This is a genomic window from Paenibacillus sp. KACC 21273 (genome assembly GCF_028736095.1).
Taxonomy (GTDB): domain Bacteria; phylum Bacillota; class Bacilli; order Paenibacillales; family Paenibacillaceae; genus Saccharibacillus; species Saccharibacillus kyungheensis.
Genome location: NZ_CP117876.1, coordinates 1,057,435 through 1,081,439, shown reverse-complemented (window position 1 = coordinate 1,081,439; position 24,005 = coordinate 1,057,435). Strand labels below are relative to the sequence as shown.

General features: G+C 38.7%; 28 protein-coding genes and 1 riboswitch. Of the genes, 14 read left to right on the top strand and 14 right to left on the bottom strand.

Going from position 1 to position 24,005, the window contains the following annotated elements; genetic code table 11:
* Positions 1–1,194, bottom strand: coding sequence for an NAD(P)/FAD-dependent oxidoreductase (locus PQ460_RS05060; protein WP_274171939.1), 1,194 nt, complete (start codon positions 1,192–1,194; stop codon positions 1–3).
* A gap of 564 nt (positions 1,195–1,758) precedes the next feature.
* Here PQ460_RS05060 and PQ460_RS05055 point away from each other — a divergent pair.
* The 6 genes from PQ460_RS05055 (at position 1,759) to PQ460_RS05030 (ending at position 6,058) form a co-directional block, all read left to right on the top strand.
* A complete protein-coding gene (locus PQ460_RS05055) occupies positions 1,759–2,757 on the top strand; it encodes an NAD(P)/FAD-dependent oxidoreductase (RefSeq protein ID WP_069326229.1) in 999 nt (332 codons plus the stop codon).
* A gap of 163 nt (positions 2,758–2,920) precedes the next feature.
* Positions 2,921–3,118, top strand: coding sequence for a hypothetical protein (locus PQ460_RS05050; RefSeq protein WP_069326228.1), 198 nt, complete (start codon positions 2,921–2,923; stop codon positions 3,116–3,118).
* Between the two features lie 18 nt (positions 3,119–3,136).
* Positions 3,137–3,769: a TraX family protein gene (locus tag PQ460_RS05045; protein WP_274171938.1), complete on the top strand. Its 633-nt coding sequence runs from the start codon at positions 3,137–3,139 to the stop codon at positions 3,767–3,769.
* 149 nt (positions 3,770–3,918) lie between these two features.
* On the top strand, positions 3,919–4,146 hold the full coding sequence (locus PQ460_RS05040; protein ID WP_204826813.1) for a hypothetical protein: 228 nt from the start codon (positions 3,919–3,921) through the stop codon (positions 4,144–4,146).
* Positions 4,147–4,345: 199 nt separating this feature from the next.
* Positions 4,346–4,942, top strand: coding sequence for a hypothetical protein (locus PQ460_RS05035; RefSeq protein WP_274171937.1), 597 nt, complete (start codon positions 4,346–4,348; stop codon positions 4,940–4,942).
* A gap of 291 nt (positions 4,943–5,233) precedes the next feature.
* A complete protein-coding gene (locus PQ460_RS05030) occupies positions 5,234–6,058 on the top strand; it encodes a hypothetical protein (protein ID WP_274171936.1) in 825 nt (274 codons plus the stop codon).
* Positions 6,059–6,158: 100 nt separating this feature from the next.
* Here PQ460_RS05030 and PQ460_RS05025 read toward each other — a convergent pair whose 3' ends face one another.
* The 3 genes from PQ460_RS05025 to PQ460_RS05015 all read right to left on the bottom strand — a co-directional run bounded on the left by PQ460_RS05025 (position 6,159) and on the right by PQ460_RS05015 (position 8,880).
* Complete coding sequence (locus tag PQ460_RS05025) at positions 6,159–6,932, bottom strand: hypothetical protein (RefSeq protein WP_274171935.1); 774 nt, start codon at positions 6,930–6,932, stop codon at positions 6,159–6,161.
* A gap of 126 nt (positions 6,933–7,058) precedes the next feature.
* Complete coding sequence (locus PQ460_RS05020) at positions 7,059–7,610, bottom strand: NAD(P)H-dependent oxidoreductase (RefSeq protein ID WP_274171934.1); 552 nt, start codon at positions 7,608–7,610, stop codon at positions 7,059–7,061.
* Positions 7,611–7,632: 22 nt separating this feature from the next.
* Positions 7,633–8,880 carry an acyl-CoA dehydrogenase family protein gene (locus PQ460_RS05015; RefSeq protein WP_274171933.1) on the bottom strand — a complete coding sequence of 416 codons (1,248 nt, stop codon included), beginning with the start codon at positions 8,878–8,880 and terminating at the stop codon, positions 7,633–7,635.
* A gap of 134 nt (positions 8,881–9,014) precedes the next feature.
* Between PQ460_RS05015 and PQ460_RS05010 the strand changes: the two genes are divergently transcribed.
* The 3 genes from PQ460_RS05010 (at position 9,015) to PQ460_RS05000 (ending at position 10,248) form a co-directional block, all read left to right on the top strand.
* Complete coding sequence (locus PQ460_RS05010) at positions 9,015–9,575, top strand: TetR/AcrR family transcriptional regulator (RefSeq protein ID WP_274171932.1); 561 nt, start codon at positions 9,015–9,017, stop codon at positions 9,573–9,575.
* Positions 9,576–9,650: 75 nt separating this feature from the next.
* The gene (locus PQ460_RS05005) at positions 9,651–10,031 is read left to right on the top strand and encodes a cupin domain-containing protein (RefSeq protein WP_273613500.1); all 381 of its coding nucleotides are present in this window, start codon (positions 9,651–9,653) and stop codon (positions 10,029–10,031) included.
* Between the two features lie 34 nt (positions 10,032–10,065).
* The gene (locus tag PQ460_RS05000; protein WP_274171931.1) at positions 10,066–10,248 is read left to right on the top strand and encodes a hypothetical protein; all 183 of its coding nucleotides are present in this window, start codon (positions 10,066–10,068) and stop codon (positions 10,246–10,248) included.
* A 346-nt stretch (positions 10,249–10,594) separates the two neighbouring features.
* Here the strand turns inward: PQ460_RS05000 and PQ460_RS04995 are convergent, their stop codons facing one another.
* Positions 10,595–10,957 carry a HesB/IscA family protein gene (locus tag PQ460_RS04995; protein WP_204826821.1) on the bottom strand — a complete coding sequence of 121 codons (363 nt, stop codon included), beginning with the start codon at positions 10,955–10,957 and terminating at the stop codon, positions 10,595–10,597.
* Positions 10,958–11,413: 456 nt separating this feature from the next.
* On the opposite strand from PQ460_RS04995, the gene mqnE reads away from it, so the two are divergent.
* Both mqnE and PQ460_RS04985 read left to right on the top strand, forming a co-directional pair.
* Positions 11,414–12,520 carry an aminofutalosine synthase MqnE gene (gene mqnE, locus PQ460_RS04990; protein ID WP_273613502.1) on the top strand — a complete coding sequence of 369 codons (1,107 nt, stop codon included), beginning with the start codon at positions 11,414–11,416 and terminating at the stop codon, positions 12,518–12,520.
* 286 nt (positions 12,521–12,806) lie between these two features.
* Positions 12,807–13,883, top strand: a complete 1,077-nt coding sequence (locus PQ460_RS04985) for an NAD(P)/FAD-dependent oxidoreductase (RefSeq protein WP_273613503.1) — start codon at positions 12,807–12,809, stop codon at positions 13,881–13,883.
* A gap of 79 nt (positions 13,884–13,962) precedes the next feature.
* Here PQ460_RS04985 and PQ460_RS04980 read toward each other — a convergent pair whose 3' ends face one another.
* Entirely contained in the window at positions 13,963–14,217 is a 255-nt protein-coding gene (locus PQ460_RS04980; RefSeq protein ID WP_274171930.1) for a YuzB family protein, read from the bottom strand.
* Between the two features lie 176 nt (positions 14,218–14,393).
* Between PQ460_RS04980 and PQ460_RS04975 the strand changes: the two genes are divergently transcribed.
* The gene (locus PQ460_RS04975; RefSeq protein WP_273613505.1) at positions 14,394–14,639 is read left to right on the top strand and encodes a NifU family protein; all 246 of its coding nucleotides are present in this window, start codon (positions 14,394–14,396) and stop codon (positions 14,637–14,639) included.
* Between the two features lie 119 nt (positions 14,640–14,758).
* Here PQ460_RS04975 and PQ460_RS04970 read toward each other — a convergent pair whose 3' ends face one another.
* The gene (locus tag PQ460_RS04970; RefSeq protein WP_274171929.1) at positions 14,759–15,529 is read right to left on the bottom strand and encodes an SDR family oxidoreductase; all 771 of its coding nucleotides are present in this window, start codon (positions 15,527–15,529) and stop codon (positions 14,759–14,761) included.
* Positions 15,530–15,763: 234 nt separating this feature from the next.
* On the opposite strand from PQ460_RS04970, the gene ybaK reads away from it, so the two are divergent.
* Positions 15,764–16,240 carry a Cys-tRNA(Pro) deacylase gene (gene ybaK, locus PQ460_RS04965; RefSeq protein ID WP_274171928.1) on the top strand — a complete coding sequence of 159 codons (477 nt, stop codon included), beginning with the start codon at positions 15,764–15,766 and terminating at the stop codon, positions 16,238–16,240.
* Positions 16,241–16,394: 154 nt separating this feature from the next.
* Positions 16,395–16,901 (top strand): hypothetical protein, encoded by a 507-nt coding sequence (locus PQ460_RS04960; RefSeq protein ID WP_274171927.1) that lies wholly within the window; start codon positions 16,395–16,397, stop codon positions 16,899–16,901.
* 128 nt (positions 16,902–17,029) lie between these two features.
* On the opposite strand, the gene PQ460_RS04955 is transcribed toward PQ460_RS04960, so the two are convergent.
* From PQ460_RS04955 to PQ460_RS04925, 7 genes are all read right to left on the bottom strand, one after another.
* Positions 17,030–17,863: a MetQ/NlpA family ABC transporter substrate-binding protein gene (locus tag PQ460_RS04955; RefSeq protein WP_273613509.1), complete on the bottom strand. Its 834-nt coding sequence runs from the start codon at positions 17,861–17,863 to the stop codon at positions 17,030–17,032.
* 133 nt (positions 17,864–17,996) lie between these two features.
* Positions 17,997–18,665 carry a methionine ABC transporter permease gene (locus PQ460_RS04950; protein WP_204826828.1) on the bottom strand — a complete coding sequence of 223 codons (669 nt, stop codon included), beginning with the start codon at positions 18,663–18,665 and terminating at the stop codon, positions 17,997–17,999.
* Positions 18,665–19,681, bottom strand: coding sequence for a methionine ABC transporter ATP-binding protein (locus PQ460_RS04945; RefSeq protein ID WP_273613510.1), 1,017 nt, complete (start codon positions 19,679–19,681; stop codon positions 18,665–18,667). The genes PQ460_RS04950 and PQ460_RS04945 overlap by 1 nt, the downstream gene beginning before the upstream one ends.
* A gap of 183 nt (positions 19,682–19,864) precedes the next feature.
* Positions 19,865–20,013: riboswitch (SAM riboswitch) on the bottom strand.
* 179 nt (positions 20,014–20,192) lie between these two features.
* On the bottom strand, positions 20,193–21,158 hold the full coding sequence (locus tag PQ460_RS04940; RefSeq protein WP_273613511.1) for a COX15/CtaA family protein: 966 nt from the start codon (positions 21,156–21,158) through the stop codon (positions 20,193–20,195).
* Between the two features lie 221 nt (positions 21,159–21,379).
* The gene (locus PQ460_RS04935; RefSeq protein ID WP_273613513.1) at positions 21,380–21,736 is read right to left on the bottom strand and encodes a thioredoxin family protein; all 357 of its coding nucleotides are present in this window, start codon (positions 21,734–21,736) and stop codon (positions 21,380–21,382) included.
* Positions 21,737–21,749: 13 nt separating this feature from the next.
* Entirely contained in the window at positions 21,750–23,369 is a 1,620-nt protein-coding gene (locus PQ460_RS04930) for a putative polysaccharide biosynthesis protein (protein ID WP_274171926.1), read from the bottom strand.
* Between the two features lie 136 nt (positions 23,370–23,505).
* Positions 23,506–23,991, bottom strand: coding sequence for a DUF456 domain-containing protein (locus PQ460_RS04925; protein WP_273613515.1), 486 nt, complete (start codon positions 23,989–23,991; stop codon positions 23,506–23,508).
* Between the last annotated feature and the right edge of the window lie 14 nt (positions 23,992–24,005).

Below are 24,005 nucleotides of genomic sequence, written 5' to 3'. Positions count from 1 at the left end.
TTATAAGAATTTTCCTTTTTTCATAACAAGCGATACGCCACCAATAATGAATAGGTAACGAACATCGATTACTTTTTTCAATTGAGCAGCTACAAAACCTTTTAATTTGCGCTTACCAACGATACCTACTGCTTCGCCTTTACCAAGGGATGCTACAGTACCTTTGTTGCTGAATACAAATTTCTTAGGTTGTTGTCCACGAATAGCTGCTACGATGTTTTGTGCACAAAGTACACCTTGTTGCATCGAAATTTGCGCTGTTGGTGGGTAAGGACGACCTTCTTCGTTGAACATCAATGAGCTATCGCCAATGATGTATACATTTTCGTGTCCTGGTGCACGCAAGTACTCATCAATTTTAACGCGTCCACGCATTGCTTCGAATCCAGCTTGCTCAACAAGACGGTTACCACGGATACCACCTGTCCATACAACAGTGTTTGCATGGATTTTTTCAGAATTTTCACCAACGATAACACCGTCAGTTAGACATTCTTTGATCGCAACACCAATTTTGAATGTTACGCCTTTGTTTTGTAGAACTTTCATAGCATACTCAACCAATTCAGGATCGAAACCTGGCAATGCTGTTGGAGCTGCTTCTACATTGTACAATTTAACTTCAGAACGGCTAATGCCATGAGTTCTGCACAATTCTTGTAGACGATCAGACAATTCACCAACAAACTCGATACCTGTGAAACCTGCGCCACCGACTACGAAAGTCAAACGCTCTGGTTTTTTATCTACTTTGTAAGCTGTAAATTGTGCTTCAATGTGATCACGAATTTTGCGTACAGAGTTGATACTGCGAATCGTCATCGCATTTTCAAGCATACCCGGGATACCGAAAGTTTCTGGTTCGCCACCTAGACAGATGATCAAGTGATCATAAGACAAAGTTCCGTCTTCCAAAATAACTTTTTTCTCTTGTGGGATGATTTCTTGTACATTCGATTTCACTACATCGATTTTGAACTCATCAACCAATTTGGAAATTTGCTCACGCGCATTATCCAATTTGTCTGTACCTGCTGCTGGCATATGCAAGTGTGTTGTAAAGTAATGATAGTCGTGGCGGTTAACCAAAGTTACGTCAGCCTCATTATAATTCAGTTCTTTTTGCAAACGTTGTGCAGCAAGAATACCTGCATAACCTGCGCCCAAAATAACAATTTTAGGAATGCTACTCATATTCATTTTCCCCTTCCAATGATTCACTCAGAATGTATTTCATTGAAGTACATCGCCTATGTCAAAGCGTTACAATGATCGATAACAATAGACTTTGCACTGAAACGATAAAATCAGTTAAAATAGTTGATACCCATATATAACCATGATTGCTCCGTATACCTTCACAAAATTGTGAAAATATACACAACAGTAGACAAATGATTACATTCATCATAAAAGCGCAATAGGATATGTCACATTATATTGTACTCTTTCTAGCGAATATGTTCAAAAAAATTTACGTTTTCTGAAAAAAATGTTCTATTTTCGTCACATGACATCATTAGCCCAACTGAAATGATATCTATTTTTCTTTGAAATATCAAGAGTAAATTTAATTTTTTATCTATCTTTTTATATATTTTTGTGCATTAGAAAGATGGAGTTTGTTTATTTTTTGTTTACTTTTGCAAATTGCGATAAGATTGATAGGAGCTGTTTTGAGAATTGTCGTTTTAAAAACATTCTCTTTATGATATATAATTGGGTAAGATCGAACTAATTTACGGAGGTGCTTGTGAAGTGTCATCTACAACAAACAACGAACTAAGCGATATTATTATTATTGGTGGAGGGCCTGCCGGGATGTTTGCTGCTTTTTATGGCGGCATGCGTCAAGCGTCAGTGAAACTAATTGAAAGTATGCCTCAACTTGGCGGACAATTAGCTGCCCTTTATCCTGAAAAATATATTTATGATGTAGCAGGATTCCCGAAAATTACAGCGCAAGAGCTAGTCAACAACTTACAACAACAAATGAATCATTTTGATTCTGATATTCGTTTGGAAGAAAAAGTACTTAATGTAGAAAAGAAAGCAGATCGTCATTTTGTCGTGACTACTGATAAAGGCACACATGAAAGTAAAGCTGTTATTATCACAGCAGGCGTAGGCGCATTTGAACCTCGTCGTCTAGATCTACCGAATGCTAGCCATTTTGAAAAAACAAACCTGCATTACTTTGTAAGTGATTTGAGCCGTTTTGCAGGTAAAAAAGTATTGATCAGTGGTGGAGGCGACTCTGCAGTAGACTGGGCGCTTATGATCGAACCGATCGCTGCTGAAGTATACTTGATCCATCGTCGCGACAAATTCCGTGCTCATGAACATAGTGTAGAGAACTTGAATGCTTCTGGCGTCAAGATCATTACACCGACAGAAATTACAGAATTGCATGGTGAAGATACGATTGAGCGTGTTACTCTTTCTCATGTCAAAACCAAAGAAACACAAGAAATCGAAGTCGATGATGTAATTGTTAACTTCGGCTTTATCTCTTCACTTGGTCCTATCGCTGAATGGGGTATTGAGATCAATAGCAATTCGATCGTTGTTGATTCTCGTATGGAAACGAATGTTGAAGGCATCTTTGCTGCTGGAGATATCACTACTTACCCTGGTAAGCTTAAATTGATCGCTGTTGGTTTTGGTGAAGCGCCTACGGCGATCAACAACGCTAAAGTATATGTTGATCCTGATGCGAAATTGTCTCCAGGACACAGCAGTAATATGAAAATGTAGTTTCACTTTATACATGCTCTTTTCTTCACTGGATCAGGAATCCGCTGGAGAGAAGAGCATTTTTTTGTGGTTTTGCGAAATGTTCATCTTTTACTTGGATTACACCCCTCAATATGTCGTATAGTAAACATAAGATTATTTAAAATTTGCAGGAGGTGCCCTAGTGAGCGTTGGTGTATTTATTTTTCTACGTATTATAATCGTACTTGTATTGTTAGCGATTGCAGGACTTGTGTTTGCATTAAGTCGCAAATTTTTTAAAGAAAGTCGTAAAGGTGCAGGAATCGGCTTTTCTATATTTGGATTGCTTATTATTTCGCTAATCGTACAAACGATATTTAATTTTAGTCTGATGAAGTAACGAAAAGGAGGTATGCCTGTGCAATGGTTAGCTATGCTTACGATGCTAACCGATCATTTGGGGTATGCTTTCTTTCCAGATGAACGGTATTTGCGTGTTATTGGTAGAATCGCTTTTCCTATTTATTGTTATTTTCTTGTACTTGGTTATCAACGTACACGCAATGTACGCAAATATACGATTCGATTACTGATTATTGCAGCTTTATCGCAACTTCCTTTTATGTATGCTTTTGATATTACGAATTTAAATGTAGTCTGTACATTATTTATTTCCTTGCTTTTAATGATCGCAATTGATAAACTATCACTGAAATATTTTCCGGTTTCACTTCTTCTGATCCTTGCTGTAGGCTGGTTGGCAGATCAACTACATATGGATTATGGGATGTACGGCGTTCTATTAGTATTGGTATTTCGTTATACGACCGGTTATTGGGTAATTTTCGCTCATTTGGCGCTTACTGTTGTGTTTGTACTGTTTGGAGGATTTTCAGATATTCAGATATTTAGCGTTCTAGCAACAGCTTTGATCGCTATTCATCTGCAATTGTATCCAAAAACAAAACTGTATTCACCTCCACGCTGGATATGGCGTTCCTTTTATCCCGCGCATTTAGCTATTATTGCGATCATACGTTTGGTATTTTAACAAATACAAATCGGGAATCTATCACTTCCCGATTTTTTTCTGTCTTTATACAAAAAACCATCGCCTTATGAGTACATCTTAGAGTATAATCGTTACCGGAAGTAATCTGTCGGGTATAGGCAGTTTTAAATATAGGAAGGGGAACCCCCATGAAATCGAACAAAAAACACACACTTACTGAAGATATGGACTTTTTTACCGCTGGACTGTCTGGCAGTCTAATTACAGTATGGCAGGAAGATCCTGCTGGCGTATATTGTGAAATTGGACGTGGTTATGTAGAAGCATATACGAATGAATCTGTTCGTGTTCGGAATCTGCAATCTGGAACCAAAAGCTTATACTCTCGTGAATCGACTATGTTTCAAACAGATTGATTAATATTTGATCGTATATGTAAAAGCCAGTTGTCTGCTTTTTCTTTGTGAAGAGGAAGTGAGTAACTGGCTTTTTTGCGTTTTTAAAATGATGTTCATTTGAAGTTCATATTACGCATCTATACTACGTGAAGAGGTATAACACCTCGGCTAGATATCACAATAAATGTGTTACGAACTTTAGGAGGAATATAAATTTATGAAAACATTAAAAGTACTTTCCAGTGTCGCTCTTTCCGCAGCTTTATTAGTAGGTTCCCTCTCTACTCTATCTACAGCTCAGGCCGCTACCACGACCAAGTCGGCAACAACTGCGGCTAAAGATGCCAAAGCTATGAACAATGTATTGATTGGTAAAATCAAATCGATTAGCGGTAGCAAAATTACACTATACAAATCTTCTACGCAACCAGATATTCCTGCTGGTAAAGAAGGAACGACTGCTCCAGCAGCGGGCGAAGCGCCTCCTAGTGGTACAGCGCCTGCTACTCCGCCTAATGGCTCTGCTCCAACCGCAGGAACAGGAACGACTCCACCGACTCAATCTTTCAGTACAACGACAACCAGTGTCACTGTAAGCAGTACGACAAGTATCGTCAGTGTAACTCGCGCCGCAGGTAGCACCAAAGCAACAGAAACCAAAAAAACACTATCCAGTCTCAAAGCAGGTGATATTATTTTCGTAACACTAGCTTCAGGTACAACCAAAGCGACCAAAATTGAAATTATGCCTGCTACCACTACTCCAAAAGCAACAACTACCAAATCTACTGCAAAATCAACCGCAACAAAATGAACTATAACAAGCAAATGATCATCTAATTTATGATTTGAAAAATATTTTTTAAAATTGTTTTCCCACAAACTGTAAAGCATCTCTTGTTGAAACAATAAGGCAGTGAACCGTTGAAGCTAGCGGTTTGCTGCCTTTTTCTTGCATTTACTGTTGTTTAGACAATTTTATGGTAAAACTAAGGTTTTAATGTTCTATTCATTTTTAGTTCACATTGAGTTCATAATCCCTATCTATACTTCCGTTTAAGGACGTGCCTATTGAACAGTCCTTCAAATCAAAGGAGGTATATTCATGAAGACACTTAAAGTATTATCTAACGTAGCTTTCTCAGCAGCGCTTATTGCAGGTGCTGTAGCAGCTCCATCCGCATTTGCAGCATCTTCTTCAGATCAGTCGAAATCAACATCTGTACAATCACAGCAACGCACGGTGCTTGCAGATGCACCTGCATTACCGGATGGAACAACTCCACCAGCTCCTCCAATAGGTGGCCCTACTCCACCTGCACCTGGTAAAGATGGTGGCCCGGGATTGAAAGGTGAAAAAGCAGATGTTATCGGTCAAATTAAATCGATCAGTGGCAATCAAATTACGATCACTGCGCCTGAAAAACCACCACTACCGGCAACAGATCGTAAAGTAAATACGAAATCCAGTTCTAAAAATACGAAATCTTCTACAAAATCATCTGTTAGTAAAGATACGTATAGCAAACCACAAGGACCGTTGCCAGAAGGTACAAGTGTAACGATCAATGTGTATAGTGGCACAGATATTATCAAAACTTCACACAGTCCAGAAAAAGGACATGTCGAAACGACTATTTCGTTATCTGACCTTAACGTTGGTGATCATATTGCTGTAATCCTTGCATCAGATACAAGCAAACAAGCAACGAAAATCGAAGTGCATGAAGCTCCACAACCACCAGCAAATGGAGGCACTCCACCAACGCCACCTGCGCCTAAAGATGGAAGCACTCCGCCAGCTCCACCGGTACCAGCAGATGGAAGTACTCCTCCTACACCACCAGCTCCACCTGTAGATGGCAGTACCCCGCCTACTCCGCCAGCAGATGCTTCTGCTCCAGTAGCGACAGAAGAATCTTCTTCATAAAATATGATCATTTATCATATCGTTATTGATGGCTAATACGATATATGAATATAGCAAAAAAAAGAGTGAACAATCCTGTTCACTCTTTTTTGCTATATTATTAGTTAGCTGTAGTTGTGTTATCTGTTGTTGAAGATGTCGGACTAGCAGTATCATCTTTCATCTGACCGCCTCTTATTCCACCGCCCATGCCGTTAACTATTTGAATCTGGTCTGCTAACGAAGAATCATCAGTGTTTAACCAGACATTGATAACATCATCTGCTTTGAGATCGGAAAGTGCTTTGGTCGTTGTCGTCATTTCATTATTTTCCATCGTCATTGCAGAGATCACTGTATTATCAGATACAGTAATAGTGACTGTCTCATCCGAGAACATATCTTTCCCACCCATACCGCTCTGCTTAGAAGATGTTGAGCTTGTTGCGCTATCATTGGTGGTATCCGATGTTCCAGATGCCGCTGGAGCTTGTGAACCTGCATTAGCAGGTACTTGAGCAGACTCTCCATCAGGCGTAGCTGGAGGAACTTGTCCGCCATCTGCTGGAGAAGCACCTCCATCACCTGGTTGACCTTCTGGTGGTGCACTCATACCACCGCTTCTACCTTTTCCCATCTGAGAAGGATCTATTGTTGATTTGTATAAAGTGATACTATTTCCATCGATAGATTTGATTTTGCCCATTAGATCAGCAGTTGCTTGTTCTGTGTCTGTACCCGGTGTAGTAGTGCCTTGTGTAGTAGAATCAGTTGCAGAAGCGTCTGCTGTACTGGTCGTTGTCTGTGCTGTTAATGCAGTCTCACTATTTGTACTGCATCCAGATAACATAGCGATTGCCATCGTAGTTCCTAAAAGAAGTGTCCATTTCTTCATTCCAATTGCCTCCTTGTGTGTAGCCTGCCATCGTGTAGTGATGTGCTGGCTGTGAAGCTATTGTAAAAGAGGCATATGAACTCCTTGTGAATAGTTACTAAAAAGATTTTAAGGTTTCTGGTTATTCTAGACGGTCATCATTCTATAATTAATCATATCGTTGACAGATTGTTCAGTACGTTGCTTCAATTCTTCACTCAGTACAAAATGAATCTGATCTTCATTCTCCTCTATTCGTTCAATCTGATGATCTACGGCAAATACATTTTTGGCAAAACAATGGGCCCCCATTGAAGCTAGGATCAGCTTAACTCCATAATCGATCGATAACAAATTGGATATCGTTCCACCTACCAAATACGTAGCCACTATTTTATGCTCCAACCCTTTTTGCGGTAACAGATCAATATAAGCTTTGACCAGTCCAGTTAATGTTGTTTTGTATACAGGACTGACTATAATGATTCCTGTAGCTTCTGCAACTTGTGCATTAGCTTCTAAAATAGCCTTACTGCCAAAATGAGCATACATCACATCTTCTGCTGGCAACGTAGCTACTTGGATAATAGATACTTCATAGCCGTGATCTATCAACAATTTTGCAGCATAATCGACCAGTCCGTTCACACGAGACTTCTTATTAGGGCTACCTGAAATAATCGTGATTTTGTTCATCATATAGCATCTGCACCTTTCTCAATTAGACTGTTAAGATCGGTCGATACGAAAGAGTCAGTAGATTTTGAGGGGGTAAGCCTAATAAGATACGTCCATACAATTCAAGTCCAGTCGATGCAGTGGTTAGTGCATGATTCGCTCCACCGCGAATATCGCGATAAATTTGAGAAAGTGGATTAGAATCAGCGATGACACTACCGCCACTTTCGACCATCAACATATCGACACTTTCAGTACATAACATAGCGGCATAACCAATATCCGTTTGAATTTGGGCAAATTCTTTTTCAGTAAATGGCTGTTTCTTCTGAATATGATACTCAAGACTTTCGATCGAACGATTAATATGCAGGTGAGCAGATTCAATCTTCATCGCTGCAAGCCCTACTTTATACTGAATATGCCCTACTTCTGCTTGTATGCTGTGAGTAGTCATTGTTATTCCTTTGCGAGTGGCTGTCTCAACAAAATACTCCAAACCACCTCTAGCCAAACCAAGAATAGCGCTAATGCCTGTAGTTAATGTCGAAATAATAAGAGTATACGGTTTGTATTGGTTGATATGTTCTGATTCATTGGATAGAACATTCATATTTGTATACATATTTTCGCTTTGATCCACGATATATTTATCAGGAATAAATACATTATGAATTTGTATGCTATTACTAGACGAACCTCGCAGACTCATCGTATACCAGTCATCTATAATCGTCACTTCACTCATCGGAACCACTGCTAATAACATACTCGCATTGTCTTTCACCGACCGATTATCTCTTAGATTCAATAAAGCATGAGTAGCATGTTTAGAACCGGAAGCAAATCCCCATACACCTTGTTCCACTAGATACCCACCATCTACTTTTTGAAAATCAACTTTACGCCCTTGTAAAACAGAACAGAATCGCACTTCCTCTTCTTCTTCAAAAATCAAATCTAACACTTGAGGGCTTAAAGACAATGTTGCATTAAAATTATTGCCATTAATAATCTGTACTACCCAACCTACTGAACCATTCCCTTTAGCAACCTCAGAAATAATTTCGACTAACGCCCGGATACTTACTTCATATCCACCATACTTTTTAAGCGTTCCTAATTTAAATAATCCTGCCGCAGCAAGTTGTTCAATAAGTTCTTCCGGGATGTGTCGATCTTCATCGATTTGCTTTCCGAACTTTCTCAGCACTGGAAATAAATCAGTAGCACGTTGTAATAATTGTTCTTCCTCGTTGGTAAGTTGATGTCGTACATCTAAGTTGCTCATATTTATCTCTCCTCTTTTTATACACATGTATATTTAATTGATGTTTGTAGTTTAAATAGTATGATGTATAATAAATCACAGCAAGAATCAAAATCATAAATATGTAGAATAACAATACAGATAGGAGAATTTGTATGGATAAAAAGAAAGAAGATCTTAGAGTAAAACGTACACATAAGTTGTTACAGCAATCATTATTAGAGTTGATCGAAAAACAATCTTTTGAAACGATAACCGTCAAACAAATTTGTGATCTAGCTATGGTTCACCGGACTACGTTTTATACTCATTTTGATGACAAATTCCAATTACTTTCGCATACGCTACAACAGATTGCAGAACAAGAATTCAAATTAGCCCAGCATACGCCTACAGAAATCTTTCAAGAACTACTTGCGGTTACAACAAAACACAAAAACTTATTTTCACAACTGTTATCCGAAGAAAAAGATTCATTACGTAATATTATCCGCCGTGATATGGGAAATGGTATTAAAGAATATGTAACTGCTCATTCTACACATATGAGTGCTATCGATATTGAGATTACTGTAGAGGCTTACGTAGGAGCGGTCTTAGGTGTACTTCATTGGTGGATCGACAATAAAATGCCGATCGATCAATCTGAACTGCATGCCAAGTTAAAATTGCTAATGAACTGGGATTTTCTCAAACTACAAAACGTTAAAGATTAATATCGAATTCGTGTTAAAATATACGATATTTATAAGATTTGATCTTATACATAGTTGCAGAATGGAGTGTTGAAGATGTTAAACGTACTGAATCCTACCAATATTGCAGAAGAGTTAGCCAAAATTACAGAGCACTGGTCACCACGAATCATTGGACAGGTGAACGATCAATATGTCAAAGTCGCTAAAGTAAAAGGTGAACTGGTCTGGCATCAACACGATCATGAAGATGAATTATTTTTAGTGGTCTATGGCAGCATTGTGATTCGTCTCCAAGATGCTGAAGACATCACTTTGCAAAAAGGGGAGTTCTATATTGTCCCTAAAGGAACGATGCATAATCCGCTTGCGGAAGAAGAATGTGGATTAGTCTTGATCGAATCTGTAAGTACCAAGCATACCGGCGATGTAGAGTCTCCATTAACCAAGTCGATCGAAGATCAACTGTCATCTTAATACCTATCAACTACTCACCAGGGAGCTGTTGCATATGTGGAGTAAAGACGGAAGTATTGCCCTTATTGGAACGTTTCTATCCATCATTGGTAATAGTATGATGCTCGCTGAACATCCTTATGGCAGAACCGTATTGCTTGTTAGTATTTATGTGATGATAGCAGGTGGAATTTTCTTGATGGTTCAGAAATACCGTAAACGGAAATCTAAGATTTAAAATATAAAAAGCGAAGCCTATTAAGATTAGGGTTCGCTTTTTTATATCTATTTCGATATTCTATTCAAATTCCTTTTCCCGTTCAATCTAACCTTTATTGAAAAAATAAAAGATCGCTCACTTTCCAAGCCAAGAAAAACATACCTACTGCTGCCAAATACACCCCTCCCATAAATGCCCATGCGTGTTAATCTATTTTCGCCATGATCGTATCCTCCTTTGTACAATTTCGCTGTATTTTCAATTCTAATTACAGGTATGTCTTGATCTTGTATACAAAAAAAAGACCCCGAAATACGTGAATGTACGCTTTCGAGGTCTTCTTATACTCATGTCATGTGTTCACTTAATCTTCACAAGGTTGAGCCAATACTTCATCTTCTTCACGTGTACGGAAACTTGATCCGCAACCACATGTTGCTACAGCATTGGGGTTATGAATCGTAAATCCACCACTCATACCGGATTCTTCAAAATCCACTTCCAAACCGTTCAAGTATTTCAAATCTTCTTTATCCACAACGACTTTCATATCTTGAATAGTCATATATATATCTTTATCCGTTTCTTCGCTATCAAAGCCCATGGCATAAGAGAATCCACTGCAACCGCCAGGGTTCACACCGATGCGTACGAATAGACCGGGTATGTCTTGATCTTCCATAATGCCTTTCATGCGCGAAGCTGCTGCGTCACTAATTGTAATCAATGATATCCCCTCCTTTTCTTTTTCATTATACTCTTCTGTTCCACTGCACTCAAGGCTTATTCATTACGTATAATCTTTCATTTTTTAAGTAATTGTATTGCCCGCGTTACATGAGAGGTTTATAATGGGTAAGTGAAGGATGACAGGAAATGTCGAAATTCTGTCAAAAACAAAACATCGTTACACCTTATGTGCCGTTGTAACTTTTTTCACATTAATTCTTCAAATCAGGTGACTATGTTATGTAATTTGTTGTATATTATATAGTATGCGTTCAAAGATGAAGTTATTTTGGCATTTTTATTGTTAGGATTGACAGCATATATGGTGTGCTTTTTTTAATTGCTATTATTCATTGACTCCTTATTGGTGTAAGACAATGACAAGAGCGTCTTACAAGATTCGGACATCACAGAAGATAGACAGAAGTTTTAAGGAGAACAGGAGGAACCTAGCATGTCTACTATTATTACACCGCAAACCGATACTCGTATGGCAGAAATTTTCCACAAAGTCCGTACTGGTGAGCGTTTATCTATTGAAGATGGGGTATATCTATATGAGAGTGACGATATTCTAACCATCGGACAAATGGCAAATGAAGCAAACTTACGTAAAAATGGTAAAAAGGTTTATTTTATCGAAAATATGAGTCTATATTTTACCAATGTATGTGAAGCTCATTGCGCATTTTGTAACTTCCGTAAGGATGAAGGCGAAGAAGGTTCTTATACACTAAGTGGTCAGGAAATGGTTGATTATGTTCAACAACATTACCATCCTGGCGTTCGTGAATTCCATATTGTTGGAGGTCATAACAACAATGTACCTTTCCAATATTATGTTGATTCTCTTCAAGCGCTCAAAGAAGCTTTTCCAGATGTAGTACTGAAAGCATACACTGCGGCTGAAATTGATTTCTTCACACGTATTAGTGGATTGAATATTGAACAAGTCCTCACCAAATTACGTGAAGCAGGTTTGCAATCGTTAACCGGTGGTGGCGCAGAGATTCTATCTGACGAATATCGCAAAAAAATGCGTGTCGACAAAGCAAATGTTGATCGTTATCTAGAAGTGCATCGCACCGCTCACAATATGGGTATGCGTACACACACAACGATGTTATACGGTTCGATAGAAAGCTATGAAGATCGTATTCGTCATATGGTACAAATTCGTGAGTTGCAAGACGAAACGAATGGATTCTTGGTCTTTATTCCATTGTCTATGCAACCGAAAAGTAAAAATGCAAGTATTATGCGTCGTAACTCGGCTTATGAAGATTTGAAAACAATCGCGATCAGCCGTCTGATGCTTGACAATATCGATCATATCAAGGCATATTTCATCAACATTGGTACTCAGTTAACACAAATGGCTTTGACTTTCGGTGCTTCCGATGCTCACGGTACCATTATCAAAGAACGTATCAGTCATGCAGCAGGTGCTTTGACTCCAGAAGGTCTAACTCGTAAAGAGTTGATCTGGCTTATCAAAGGTGCAGGACGTATTCCTGTAGAACGTGATACTTTCTACAACGAAATTCAAGTATACGAATAGTCTTTACGTCTATTCAACATTTCATCATACCCCGGGCTTTACTTAATCATACAGTGGATACTTACTATATATCCTATCGCTGTATCTTAGAAGTAAAGCCCGTTTATACGCCTTGAAGCTGGCAATATGTGGCTTTTAGGGCAAAAAAGGCATCACCCGGCTCACCGCTTTGCCTTCTCTGCGCCGGATGACTTGCCTCTATGTTTATGATTTTTGAAATCATTATGACTACGGGGATCATGTACGATTCTCATCTATTTATTATCTACCAGAAGGAGAAGATATCATGAAAAGTTTAGTTATACTCGGTGCAGGTTACGGTGGAGTTACACTAGCCCACGAATTATTAGATCACAAGATTCCAGCAGACACACAAATTATTTTAGTAGACCGTATGCCTTTCCAGGGGCTTAAAACAGAATATTATGCTTTGGCAGCAGGTACTGCTTCTGATCTTGAATTACGAGTAAAATTCCCTACACATGCCAAAATCACTACTCGTTATGGTGATGTAACAGGGATTAATTTAGAAGATAAAGTCATTTCATTTGAAGATGGCGAACCGCTGACTTATGATCAAATGGTGATCGCTTTAGGTTGTACCGATAATTTCCACGGTGTCCCTGGTGCTGCTGAATATACCAGTACGATTCAATCGTTCACAGCTACTCGTGATACGTACTTAAAAATTAATAATTTACCACCTCAAGCTACTGTGAATATCGTAGGTGGAGGATTAAGCGGAATAGAAATTGCAGCAGAGATTCGCGAAAGTCGTGAAGATCTAAATGTGCGTATTCTGGATCGTGGTGAGCGTCTATTGTCTTCCTCTCCTCCACGTCTATCTAAATACGTAGAAGAATGGTTCCGCGAGCATAATGTAGAAGTTCGCAATCATATCAATATTAGTCGTGTTGAAGGGACTTGTGTCTACAACGGTGAATCCGAGCGTATTACTGCGGATGTAACAGTCTGGACAGCAGGTATTCGTCCTGTTCCATTGATCGATGAATTGAATGTCAACCAAGATAACTCTGGACGTGTAATTTTGGATGAATTTTACCGGATTCCAGGTCGTCCTGAAGTATTCGTATGCGGAGATTGTGCTTCTCTTCCTTTCGCAGCTAGTGCACAGGCAGCTGAAGCTCAAGCAGAACAGATTGCTAATGTAATCGTCGCAGGTTGGAAAGGTGAACAACCAAAAGTACATCCATTGAAATTAAAAGGTACACTGGGTGCTCTAGGTAAAAAATCCGGATTCGGTACAGGATTTGGATTCGGTGGCAAAAGTTCTGTTACCGGTAAAGTGCCTCGCCTTCTAAAAAGTGGCGTGCTCTGGATGTCCAAACATCATTTCGGCTAGGATGACTTTTTACTTCATCCCGACTGTATAGTGATATTTAGCATGGTGTTGTTGCTGATTGCATAGAAAAAAGCTGATCTCAATCTAAATCGAGATCAGCCCAAGCATCAGCTTCATTAATCTTTTCCAAAATTAATGTATATAATGTGTCAGCATCTTCTGATGCGACAATTTCTCCGTTTACTAGAGCATATGGCATGGCATAACATTGGCCACAGTTACCTAAACAGCCGTATTCTATAATATCATAGTCAGGTTCTGCTTCTAATTTCCTCATTACCTGATCTGTACCTGTATGCATATTGCTCTGGCAAAACTCAATAATCGGTCTCATGGTTGTATTCCTCCAATCGTTGTTACCTTGAACATCATACTATAAAATGTGTCTAAATATACGCTTATATTGTCATTTTCATAAAGAAATTTGAAATGAGTATAAAAATCATTGCGTAAATGCTGAAATTTTGGTGTATTTATACTATAATATAGTTACGAAAGGAGTTGAACAATATGAGTGAAAGTGTACAAGTAGAAATGTACGATGAAGTATTGGAAGTTCTGGACAAATTGCGTCCATTCTTGCAACGCGATGGCGGCGACGTTGAATTGGTAGACGTTGAGGATGGTATCGTTAAGCTTAAGTTGATGGGAGCTTGTGGTAGTTGCCCAAGTTCAACAATCACGCTTAAAGCGGGTATCGAACGCGCCCTTTTCGAAGAAGTTGAAGGTGTGGAAGAGGTTGTCCAAGTATTCTAATTCAGACTTTTCTATACAGAGGTAATCATAGATTGCCTTCGTGGCATAACAAAAAGCGTCTTGTTTCCTTCGGGGAACAGGACGCTTTTTTGGTTGTTTTTGGCTAATATTACAACTGTTTACCCTTTGATATAAGGGCGAATCGGATCAAGTCCACCGGAAATATCCATAATATTGCCTGTAATGAAATCAGAATCCGAATGGCATAGATACGAGATCACACGTGCAATATCTTCTCCACTTCCAGGACGACCTCTTGGTGTTTCATCATCGCTTAGATGAAGTACATCGGCGATCCGCTTTTCTTTGTTATCTCCACGAATATCTCCGGGACAGATCATATTAATCGTAATCGCATTTTCAGCTTCTTCTACAGCTAACGTTTTGGTAAAAGAAACTAATCCTACTTTGGCGGCGGCATAGACAGCACGCTGAGGCCATGATCTGGATTCAGCAGCATGTCCAAACCCAAAATGAATAATCCGTCCCCATTTCTGCTGACGCATATGAGGTAATACACGATGATCTAATAACATCGCTCCAATAAGATTGCCTTGCATTAACGACATAATCTCTGTCCGCTCATAATCAGCGAATAAACGGCGTTCCCGGATAAAAGGGCCTGCATTATTGACAAGAATATCAATACCGCCTAATTGTTGTTCTACTTCGTCTACAAGCTGGTCTATGTCTTCTTCGATAGAGATATCTGCTTGTACAGCAATACAGCGTACGCCCATATTTTCAATGCGAGATTGTAGATGCACAGCCTCTTCATGACTATTCATATAATTTAAAGCAATATCACAGCCTTGACTCGCTAGCGTAAGCGCCGTCATTTTTCCTAATCCTTTGGCACTGCCTGTAATCAGGGCAATTTTCCGATCCAAAAAAGTTCCTCCTCTAGACAATGCTATCGCATATCTTCTACTATATTGCGCTTCTATCATATAATACGTTTGTATTGTAGCTTTTGGATGATACTTATTCTTATCTAGTGTACAGACCTTAACCTATAGATGTCAAAAGGATCACCAAACAACACCGTATATAGGACTACGAATGACGAAAAGATAGTTTATAATAGATGTATTACGCTTTTTTTGGATAAGGAGGTACATTCAATGAGTACTAGCAAAACAAATGCAATGCGTATTTTAGACAAAGAAAATATTGCATACGAGATTATTGAATACGATAATAAAGACGGCAAAATTCATGGTAATGCAGTTGCCGCCAAAATTAATAAACCACCTGAAATGGTATTTAAAACATTGGTCACGCAAAACAAACATAACTTGTTTATTTTTGTGATTCCAGTAGGAGCAGAATTAGATCTAAAAAAAGCAGCTAAAGCAGCAGGTGAAAAAAAATTGGATATGCTACCTGTGAATGAATTGCAGAAATGGACAGGTTATATTCGAGGGGGCTGTTCTCCTATCGGAATGAAGAAATTGTATCCTACTTTTATTGATGAAGAAGCTATGATCTTAGAAACGATGATTGTCAGCGCAGGCAAAATTGGGATGCAAGTAGAACTCGCTCCACAGGATCTTGTAGATGTAACTCAGGCGAATTTTACTCCATTGGTTCATCAGTAAATAGTTTGCATATTTTATATAATGTTTGATCATTTATCCTCCTATTTTAATGGCATCATAAAGCCAAATAACATCGGTGTATATCAAAAAAGGAGCTTACATAACACGTTATAATCATTACATGGTCTAGCTAAACAGAAAGGAAACTTTAATAATGAAAAGCCTCAAAAAGTTATTATATGTACCTTTAGTTTTATCTATATCGTTAGCTACTTCTAGTTCTGTATTTGCAGATACCGCAACTAGCCATCATGTGTTACACCATTCTGTGAATCGTTCTACTCTAACGCACACACAGATAGACAACCTAGTAACCTATCAACAGACCCGTTTTACTTCAAAAGTTAAAGGGTTACCACAACAGACATTTATACTCTCTGGAGGTCAAGCTAATATTCCTTTTACATATCAAAATCATGTAGATATAAAATTGATCTTAAAAAATACAGGCAAGCAAACAATCGATTACGAAATTAACTTTCCTGATGATACCAGAAATCTTATGAAATCTAGCTTAGCACCTGGTCAGCAACAACAATGGAATTTACCTTTATATGATGTATATAGACAAGCTTCGTGGGGGCTGTGGAATATCTTTGCGGTAACTACCGATGGATCTACAGGAAAATTAAAAGTACAAGCAAGTGTTGTAAATGATTAGGATGTAACGATCGATCCATCGATCAGCGAAATACTAGATAAAAAAATAAGGTTATAGCCCGTTATCATTTGTATTTGATCACAAATCATAACTTTAGCTATAACCTTATTTTTATTTGTATATTTTAATTAAAATGCTGGGATTACAGCACCATTGTACGTATCTTCAATGAATTTTTTAACATCATCAGATGTTAAAGCTTTTTTCAATTTTTCGATAGCTGCATCATTTTGGTTGTCTTCACGAGTAACTAAATAGTTAGCATATGGTGCGCTACTTGTTTCAGTCAACAATGCCGATTTAGGATCGATTTTAGCTTCTAATACATAGTTCATGTTGATCATACCCATATCTACTTGACCCAATTGTCTAGTGATAAAAGCTGCATCCATCGGTGTAAATTTAAAGTTTTTAGGATTAGCTGTAATATCTTTTACAGAAGAAGTAATATTTGTTTTGTCTTTCAATTCAATCAATCCATTGTTAGCAAGCAAAATCAAAGCGCGTGCTCCGTTAGATACTTCGTTTGGAATCGCAATATTTGCACCGTCTGGTAACTCATCGATTGATTTATATTTTGTAGAATATGCACCGAAAGGCTCGATGTGTACAGGTTGTACAGCTTTTAAAGTCATACCACGAGATTTGTTTTGCTCTTCAAGGTAAGGCAATGTTTGGAAGTAGTTTGCATCTAACTGTTTGCCGTTCAATTGAACGTTAGGTTGAATATAATCTGTAAATTCGACAACTTGTAAATTTACGCCTTCTTTAGCAAGTGCAGGTTGAATATGTTTTAAGATTTCAGCGTGAGGTACAGCTGTTGCGCCTACTTTCAACGTTACGGTTTCTGCTCCGCCTTCTGTTGTTCCTGTTGCTGCTGTGTTGTCTGCTGCTTTGTTACCGCAAGCAGATACGATAGCAACCAACATAATACTTAGCAAAATCAAAGTCCATTTTTTCATCTTCTTTACCCCTTTATTGGTTTTGGATTGGTATACGTATATGATACAAATGCTGAATATTCGTGATTATCTATTATCATATAAATATTCAGCAGAATAACTACTCTGTGTTCAATCTCTTTTGTATTACCGATTATCTTCTAGAAAAATGAACCACTAGACGATCACCAAGCATTTGTAGAATTTGAACAATAATAACCATAATGACTACAGCCACTAGCATAATCGCTGTATCATAGCGATAATAACCATAGTTGATTGCAAGTGTTCCAAGTCCTCCTGCACCAATCATCCCTGCCATCGCTGTATTAGAGACTAGCGCAACAACAGTAACGGTTAACCCTGCTAATAGCCCTGGCATTGCTTCACGTACAAGTACGCGCGTTATAATCTGCCACAACGAAGCTCCCATCGCATTCGCTGCTTCAATCACACCACGATCGACTTCACGAAGTGCAGTTTCGACCAATCTAGCAAAAAACGGTGCGGCAGCAATAACTAATGGTGGGATCGTTCCAAGTACACCAATCGTTGTTCCTACTAGAATTTGCGTTAATGGTAAGATCGCCACAATCAGTATAATAAATGGAACCGAACGCAAAATATTAACGATAAACGCGATGACTGCATAGAAATAACGCACCCATGCTACAGTAGAACGCCCTGTAATAAATAACAAAATGCCTAATGGCAATCCTAGAATTAATGTAAATAATCCAGAAGCGCCTACCATTTTGAGTGTATCTAAGGTCGCTGTACCAAATTCATTCCAATCAATTTGTGAGAAATCCAATTCACCCATCAGTTGATCACCTCCACATCGAGACCTTCAGCGGTCAATCCATCGAGTGTACGCTTAATGTCTCCTTCTGTTCCTTCAAAGCGAACAATCAACTGTCCATAAGGTACATTTTTTAACGTTGAAATCGTTCCTTGCAAAATAGCAAAATCGACTCCAGTTTGACGTACCGTTTGCGAAAGGATCGATTCATACGTTTTATCTCCCAAGAAAGACACTTTGACAGTCAATGAATTAGGAACATTTGGTGCTGTCCACGAAGTAATTAGTAATTCAGCATTATTAGACTCATTTAAAATAAAATCACGTGTCACTTCATGCTGTGGCTTCAAAAAGACATTTGTTACAGGCCCTTGTTCTACAATACCGCCCCGATGAATAACAGCTACTTTATCACAAATGCTCTGAATGACATGCATTTCATGAGTGATTAAGATGATTGTTAAATTAAAGCGCTCATTGATATCGACCAGCAATTTTAAAATCGAATTTGTAGTCTGAGGATCAAGAGCAGATGTCGCTTCATCACAAAGCAATACATCAGGGTCGCTAGCTAGTGACCGAGCAATACCGACACGCTGCTTTTGTCCACCTGATAATTGAGCAGGATATTTATTGGCATGTTGTTCCAGTCCAACTAGAGCGAGCAATTCTTTCACTTTTTCTTTGATGTTGCGTTCCGGTGTTTTGACTAAGCGCAAAGGAAAAGCGATATTCTCATATACTGTCGCTGAAGATAATAGATTGAAGTGTTGAAAAATCATACCTATTTTGCGTCGTCTTGCTTGTAAGCGCGCTTTGTTCAGCTTGGTCATTTCCACACCATCGATCCAGACTTCACCAGAGGTTGGACGTTCTAGTAAATTAATACATCGAATCAATGTACTTTTACCTGCACCGGAGTGACCGATAACGCCGAAAATCTCGCCTTTGTCTATTTTCAAATCTATACCGCTTAACGCAGGGCTTAGATTTTTCCCTTTACCATACGTTTTAGTAATACTTTTTAATTCAATCACAGATAGGTGCTCCTTCCTTGTACTTCTTCATTCCTGCATTCATATTACATTAATCATATATAAACCATCGAATAAGTCGGATATATTCTCGCTATCATATATGTCGGTATTCACTTCTCTCTTCTTTATACAAAAAAAGAACCCTTTCGCAGAAAAGGGTTCTCTATTATTAGAGATACTTCCTTCTCATCTGCCAAAATCGCCATGTACCAATTGCACACGCCATTTTGAAGGAATTAGCACCATGACATTTTGGAAAACTACGTAATAGCTATTCCAAAATCGGTTGCCGGGTTTCATCGGGCCAGTCCCTCCACCACTCTCGATAAGAAAATATGAAAAATTCGAATGAAAATGAAAATCTTTTCTCAGTATAGTGAACTTCACACTCTTTGTCAAAGCAAAAATGAATATTTCCTAAGGAAATTAGAAATTTTTCATCAATTGTTCATCTGACGTAATCTATTGGATGTATATTCACTTTTTATTGCTGTCTAAATAGATCATACGGTTATACATTTTGCCCTAATTTGCCACGTGTACCACGACTTAATTGCCATACACGCACACTCATATAACATAACACACCGAACAAAATCTGAATCAACAACGTATGCAACATACTGGAGAAGAAATACCACTCTGGTATTTTCATTGTTACAATATTCAACATACCACTTAGAATCTGCATGATGATAAATACGATCGCAGTCACTCCAAGCTTACGAATACCTGGATTATACGGATGACGACGGTAGGCATAATGTGCTAGCACTGCAATAACGATTAACAGACTATAAGCGGCTACGCGATGGAAAAATGCTACCGCTACCCCACCGGATAATTCAGGTAAGATAGAACCATTACATAGTAATACGCCAGAACACCCACCTCTAGAATCGGTATGTGTGACAAAGGCTCCTGTATATACCACCATGTATGTGTAGATAGTTGCGAACCATGTTAGATTACGCATTCCTTTACTCACCGGTGGTTCATCTGGAATTGGCAAATCACCTTTTTGCTGATCCATCCGCCTTGCACCAAGCGCCATCATCGACGAACTAGCAAAAGCGATCATTGCAAATCCGAAATGTAGTGCCATGATTGGAGCAGATTGTGAAAATACAACTGCTAATGCACCCATAACGGCTTGTACCAAAACAAATAGCAATGTTAACGATGCATATACTTTAAGCTCACGATGCTTATTAAAAAAGATAAATCCGATAAAAGAAAATAATGCTGTTAAGCCTGCCAGAGCACTAATAGCTCGATGCGAATACTCAATCAATGAAGAAATCGTATACGCAGGTACAAATTGGCCATGACATAACGGCCATTCATTTCCGCAACCGAGTCCTGAACCTGATTTGGTTACTACAAGTCCTCCCATGGTTGCTAAAAACATAACAACACAGGTGACAAAGCTCAACCATTTTAGATGTGTAGTTGTTATTCTGAACTTTCTTGCCATTTAGAGAATCACCCGCTATTTTATATGATAGTTACACAATGTTTATGTTCTACTTTAGTATACCTGATTGCAAAATAGACGGAACCACTGGATTGTGACAAAAAATGATCAATCCTTGTATTATGGCAGAACCGTGTCGACAAACAAATGATATTTCACATAGTAAAAAAACCACCCTTTATAAAAAAGGTGGTTAGTAAGCATTTATTTATACATTCTTTTTATTCCGCTGTTGATGTAGCTAATGTCTCATAGACAGCAACAGCGCGATCCAAAAACTGCTCGATTTCTTCGCGAGATTTGCGCGCTTTGTTGACGAAACGTACTAATTCTTTGCCGTTCGCATAAGCTACAAAGCTAGGGATACCCAAGATGTTCTGTTCTTGACTCACATCGCCTGTTGCTTCTACATCTACCTCTACAAGCGTTAGACGATCTGCATACTGACTTTCTACTTCAGGCATAAATGGATCAATATATCGGCAATCTCCACACCAATCTGCTTTGAACACAGCGACAGTTAATTGCGAAGAGTGAGTAACGGTAGTGAAATCTTCTTTACTATTAATCAATTGCATTATGCTATTCCTCCTAATTCTTTTGTAGACGCATCAATGGACGGAAAACTTTACGCAATACTTTTGGATAAGAATCCAGTTCATTCGCTCGAACGACTCTTAGCAGAACAAGCATAACAGGATATACCAATAATATCGCTATTCCTACCATACAACAACCGATAAAAAATGCAACCCGTTCATTCATATAAGCCGTTAATAGAATGCCGACCTGGTTCAGCAGTAGACCAATTCCACCTAATACCACCACAGTCACAATAAATCCGACCCAACGGTTGCCTAATACAGAGAAAGTTACGATTTGGCGCAATGAACGAATATTCATCCATGTAATGGTGATAAAACATAAAGCTGTTCCTGCAATAATACCGTAGATTCCAATAAACGGAGCTAACGCAAAACTAGCAACTAATTTGACCACAATACCGATCATGACATGTACCATCGATAAATTCGCTTTGTTGATCCCGATTAACATAGAATTGGTCGTCATCATCGTAATCTGAAAAATCGTACCCAGTGTCAAAGCAGCAATAATACCTGCACCTTCTTGCGTACTAAATAATAATCCATTGACTGAATATGCTGCGGTACTGAAAATCAAAACAATTGGAACACCTGTAAGTACAGAAATTCGTAATGCTAATGTAATTTGATTTTTCAAATGTTCCATTTTGCGACTAGCAAATGCTGCTGAAATAATAGGAATAAGCGATTGACTGAGTGCGATAGCTAAGATCGGTGGAATACCTGCTACACTTTGCGCTCTAGCTCCCAAAATCGCCAGCACATTTGTAGCCATCGCATCTCCTAATTGCCCAATCAATAAAGGTTTGACCAATATACTATCGATAAAATAAACGGCTGGAATCGTTAATGAAGATAGTACGATAGGAATCGATAATTTAAAAATATCACCATAAATTTGCGTTAATGGAATGACTGCATGATCTTTGTCTGATTTAGCATCTATACCTTCTAATTTATCTTGTTTACGCATTTTGACAGCATAATAGATCATTACTGCAAATGCACCTATACTACCAAGCACACTACCAAAAGAAGCACCGGCAGAAGCTTCTACACCACCATATCCTAACTGCAAAATAATATAAGCTAACAAAATAGCTGTAAATACACGTGCGATCTGCTCAACAATTTGAGAGATACCACCCGCAATCATCAAGTTACGTCCCTGAAAATAACCGCGCATCATCGCAATCATCGGAAACAATAATAATGATGGAGCGATAGCTCGAATAGCTAAAATCGCTTCAGGCACTTTAGAGCTATACACCGCAAAAAATGGTGCAAAAATATACAAACCTACGGTCATAATTACACCAATCACACCTGCAAATAACAACGCTGCAAAGTAAATGCGTTGTGCTTCTGCAGGTCTACCTAGTGCATAACGTTCAGATACCATTTTACTCAGTGTACTTGGAATACCTGCTGTTGCTACAGCTAATAACATTAAATACAAATTGTTTGCTACAGTAAACGATGCATTCCCTGTTACGCCTAACATATGCTCTAACGGTACACGTTGTACCAAACCTAGCACACGTGCAATTAAAGCAGCAGCAGCTAAAATGACGGTTCCTCTAACAAATGACTCTGTTTTAGACAAAACGGTTCCCCTTTTCTCACGCCCGATCTCAACCATACCAAAAAACCGGAAGGCTGAAATGCCTTCCGGTCTTGGGCTTTTTCAACAACCTCTATTATAGACAACCTATAGTCATCTAAGCAATGCGGGTTATTTTTTAAAATACAAAAATCCAAAGGAAAAAGATCGCAATCATCGCCAATTGCAAAATAATTTTCACAATCATACTCGTAAACAATCCAAGCATCGTTCCCCAGGCAGCTTTGAGCGATTGTTGAAAATCTTTCCCTGAAATCAACTCACCCAGAATCGCACCGATCAATGGCCCTAAAATCAGACCAAAAGCAGGAATCACAAATGGCCCTACAATCAAACCGATCGTCGATAAAATAACGGTGAGCTTGGTTCCGCCGAACTTTTTGGTTCCGTACGCACCGACGACGTAATCGGCGACAAATAGCACAATCACAATCAATGTCTGAATAATCCAGAACCATACATTGTATTCAGCGAATGAGAAAAACCATCCGTATACGAAAAATCCAAAATAAATAGCTAACGCGCCCGGCAATACAGGATAGATAGCACCTGCAATACCGACGATAAATAAAATAATGACTAAGCTCCAACCGAGAATTTCCATCGGTAGGGTTCACT

What these genes read in the sequence shown, in the direction of transcription:
- PQ460_RS04950 (WP_204826828.1), bottom strand. Translation starts at nt 18,665, where the DNA reads ATGGGTGAATTGGATTTCTCACAAATTGATTGGAATGAATTTGGTACA.
- PQ460_RS04925 (WP_273613515.1), bottom strand. Translation starts at nt 23,991, where the DNA reads ATGGAAATTCTCGGTTGGAGCTTAGTCATTATTTTATTTATCGTCGGT.
- PQ460_RS04960 (WP_274171927.1), top strand. Translation starts at nt 16,395, where the DNA reads ATGAAAAGCCTCAAAAAGTTATTATATGTACCTTTAGTTTTATCTATA.
- PQ460_RS05020 (WP_274171934.1), bottom strand. Translation starts at nt 7,610, where the DNA reads ATGATGAACAAAATCACGATTATTTCAGGTAGCCCTAATAAGAAGTCT.
- PQ460_RS04985 (WP_273613503.1), top strand. Translation starts at nt 12,807, where the DNA reads ATGAAAAGTTTAGTTATACTCGGTGCAGGTTACGGTGGAGTTACACTA.
- PQ460_RS05035 (WP_274171937.1), top strand. Translation starts at nt 4,346, where the DNA reads ATGAAAACATTAAAAGTACTTTCCAGTGTCGCTCTTTCCGCAGCTTTA.
- PQ460_RS04935 (WP_273613513.1), bottom strand. Translation starts at nt 21,736, where the DNA reads ATGCAATTGATTAATAGTAAAGAAGATTTCACTACCGTTACTCACTCT.
- PQ460_RS04980 (WP_274171930.1), bottom strand. Translation starts at nt 14,217, where the DNA reads ATGAGACCGATTATTGAGTTTTGCCAGAGCAATATGCATACAGGTACA.
- ybaK (WP_274171928.1), top strand. Translation starts at nt 15,764, where the DNA reads ATGAGTACTAGCAAAACAAATGCAATGCGTATTTTAGACAAAGAAAAT.
- PQ460_RS05015 (WP_274171933.1), bottom strand. Translation starts at nt 8,880, where the DNA reads ATGAGCAACTTAGATGTACGACATCAACTTACCAACGAGGAAGAACAA.
- PQ460_RS05010 (WP_274171932.1), top strand. Translation starts at nt 9,015, where the DNA reads ATGGATAAAAAGAAAGAAGATCTTAGAGTAAAACGTACACATAAGTTG.
- PQ460_RS05000 (WP_274171931.1), top strand. Translation starts at nt 10,066, where the DNA reads ATGTGGAGTAAAGACGGAAGTATTGCCCTTATTGGAACGTTTCTATCC.
- PQ460_RS05030 (WP_274171936.1), top strand. Translation starts at nt 5,234, where the DNA reads ATGAAGACACTTAAAGTATTATCTAACGTAGCTTTCTCAGCAGCGCTT.
- PQ460_RS05040 (WP_204826813.1), top strand. Translation starts at nt 3,919, where the DNA reads ATGAAATCGAACAAAAAACACACACTTACTGAAGATATGGACTTTTTT.
- PQ460_RS04955 (WP_273613509.1), bottom strand. Translation starts at nt 17,863, where the DNA reads ATGAAAAAATGGACTTTGATTTTGCTAAGTATTATGTTGGTTGCTATC.
- PQ460_RS05025 (WP_274171935.1), bottom strand. Translation starts at nt 6,932, where the DNA reads ATGAAGAAATGGACACTTCTTTTAGGAACTACGATGGCAATCGCTATG.
- PQ460_RS05005 (WP_273613500.1), top strand. Translation starts at nt 9,651, where the DNA reads ATGTTAAACGTACTGAATCCTACCAATATTGCAGAAGAGTTAGCCAAA.
- PQ460_RS04975 (WP_273613505.1), top strand. Translation starts at nt 14,394, where the DNA reads ATGAGTGAAAGTGTACAAGTAGAAATGTACGATGAAGTATTGGAAGTT.
- mqnE (WP_273613502.1), top strand. Translation starts at nt 11,414, where the DNA reads ATGTCTACTATTATTACACCGCAAACCGATACTCGTATGGCAGAAATT.
- PQ460_RS05060 (WP_274171939.1), bottom strand. Translation starts at nt 1,194, where the DNA reads ATGAGTAGCATTCCTAAAATTGTTATTTTGGGCGCAGGTTATGCAGGT.
- PQ460_RS04940 (WP_273613511.1), bottom strand. Translation starts at nt 21,158, where the DNA reads ATGGCAAGAAAGTTCAGAATAACAACTACACATCTAAAATGGTTGAGC.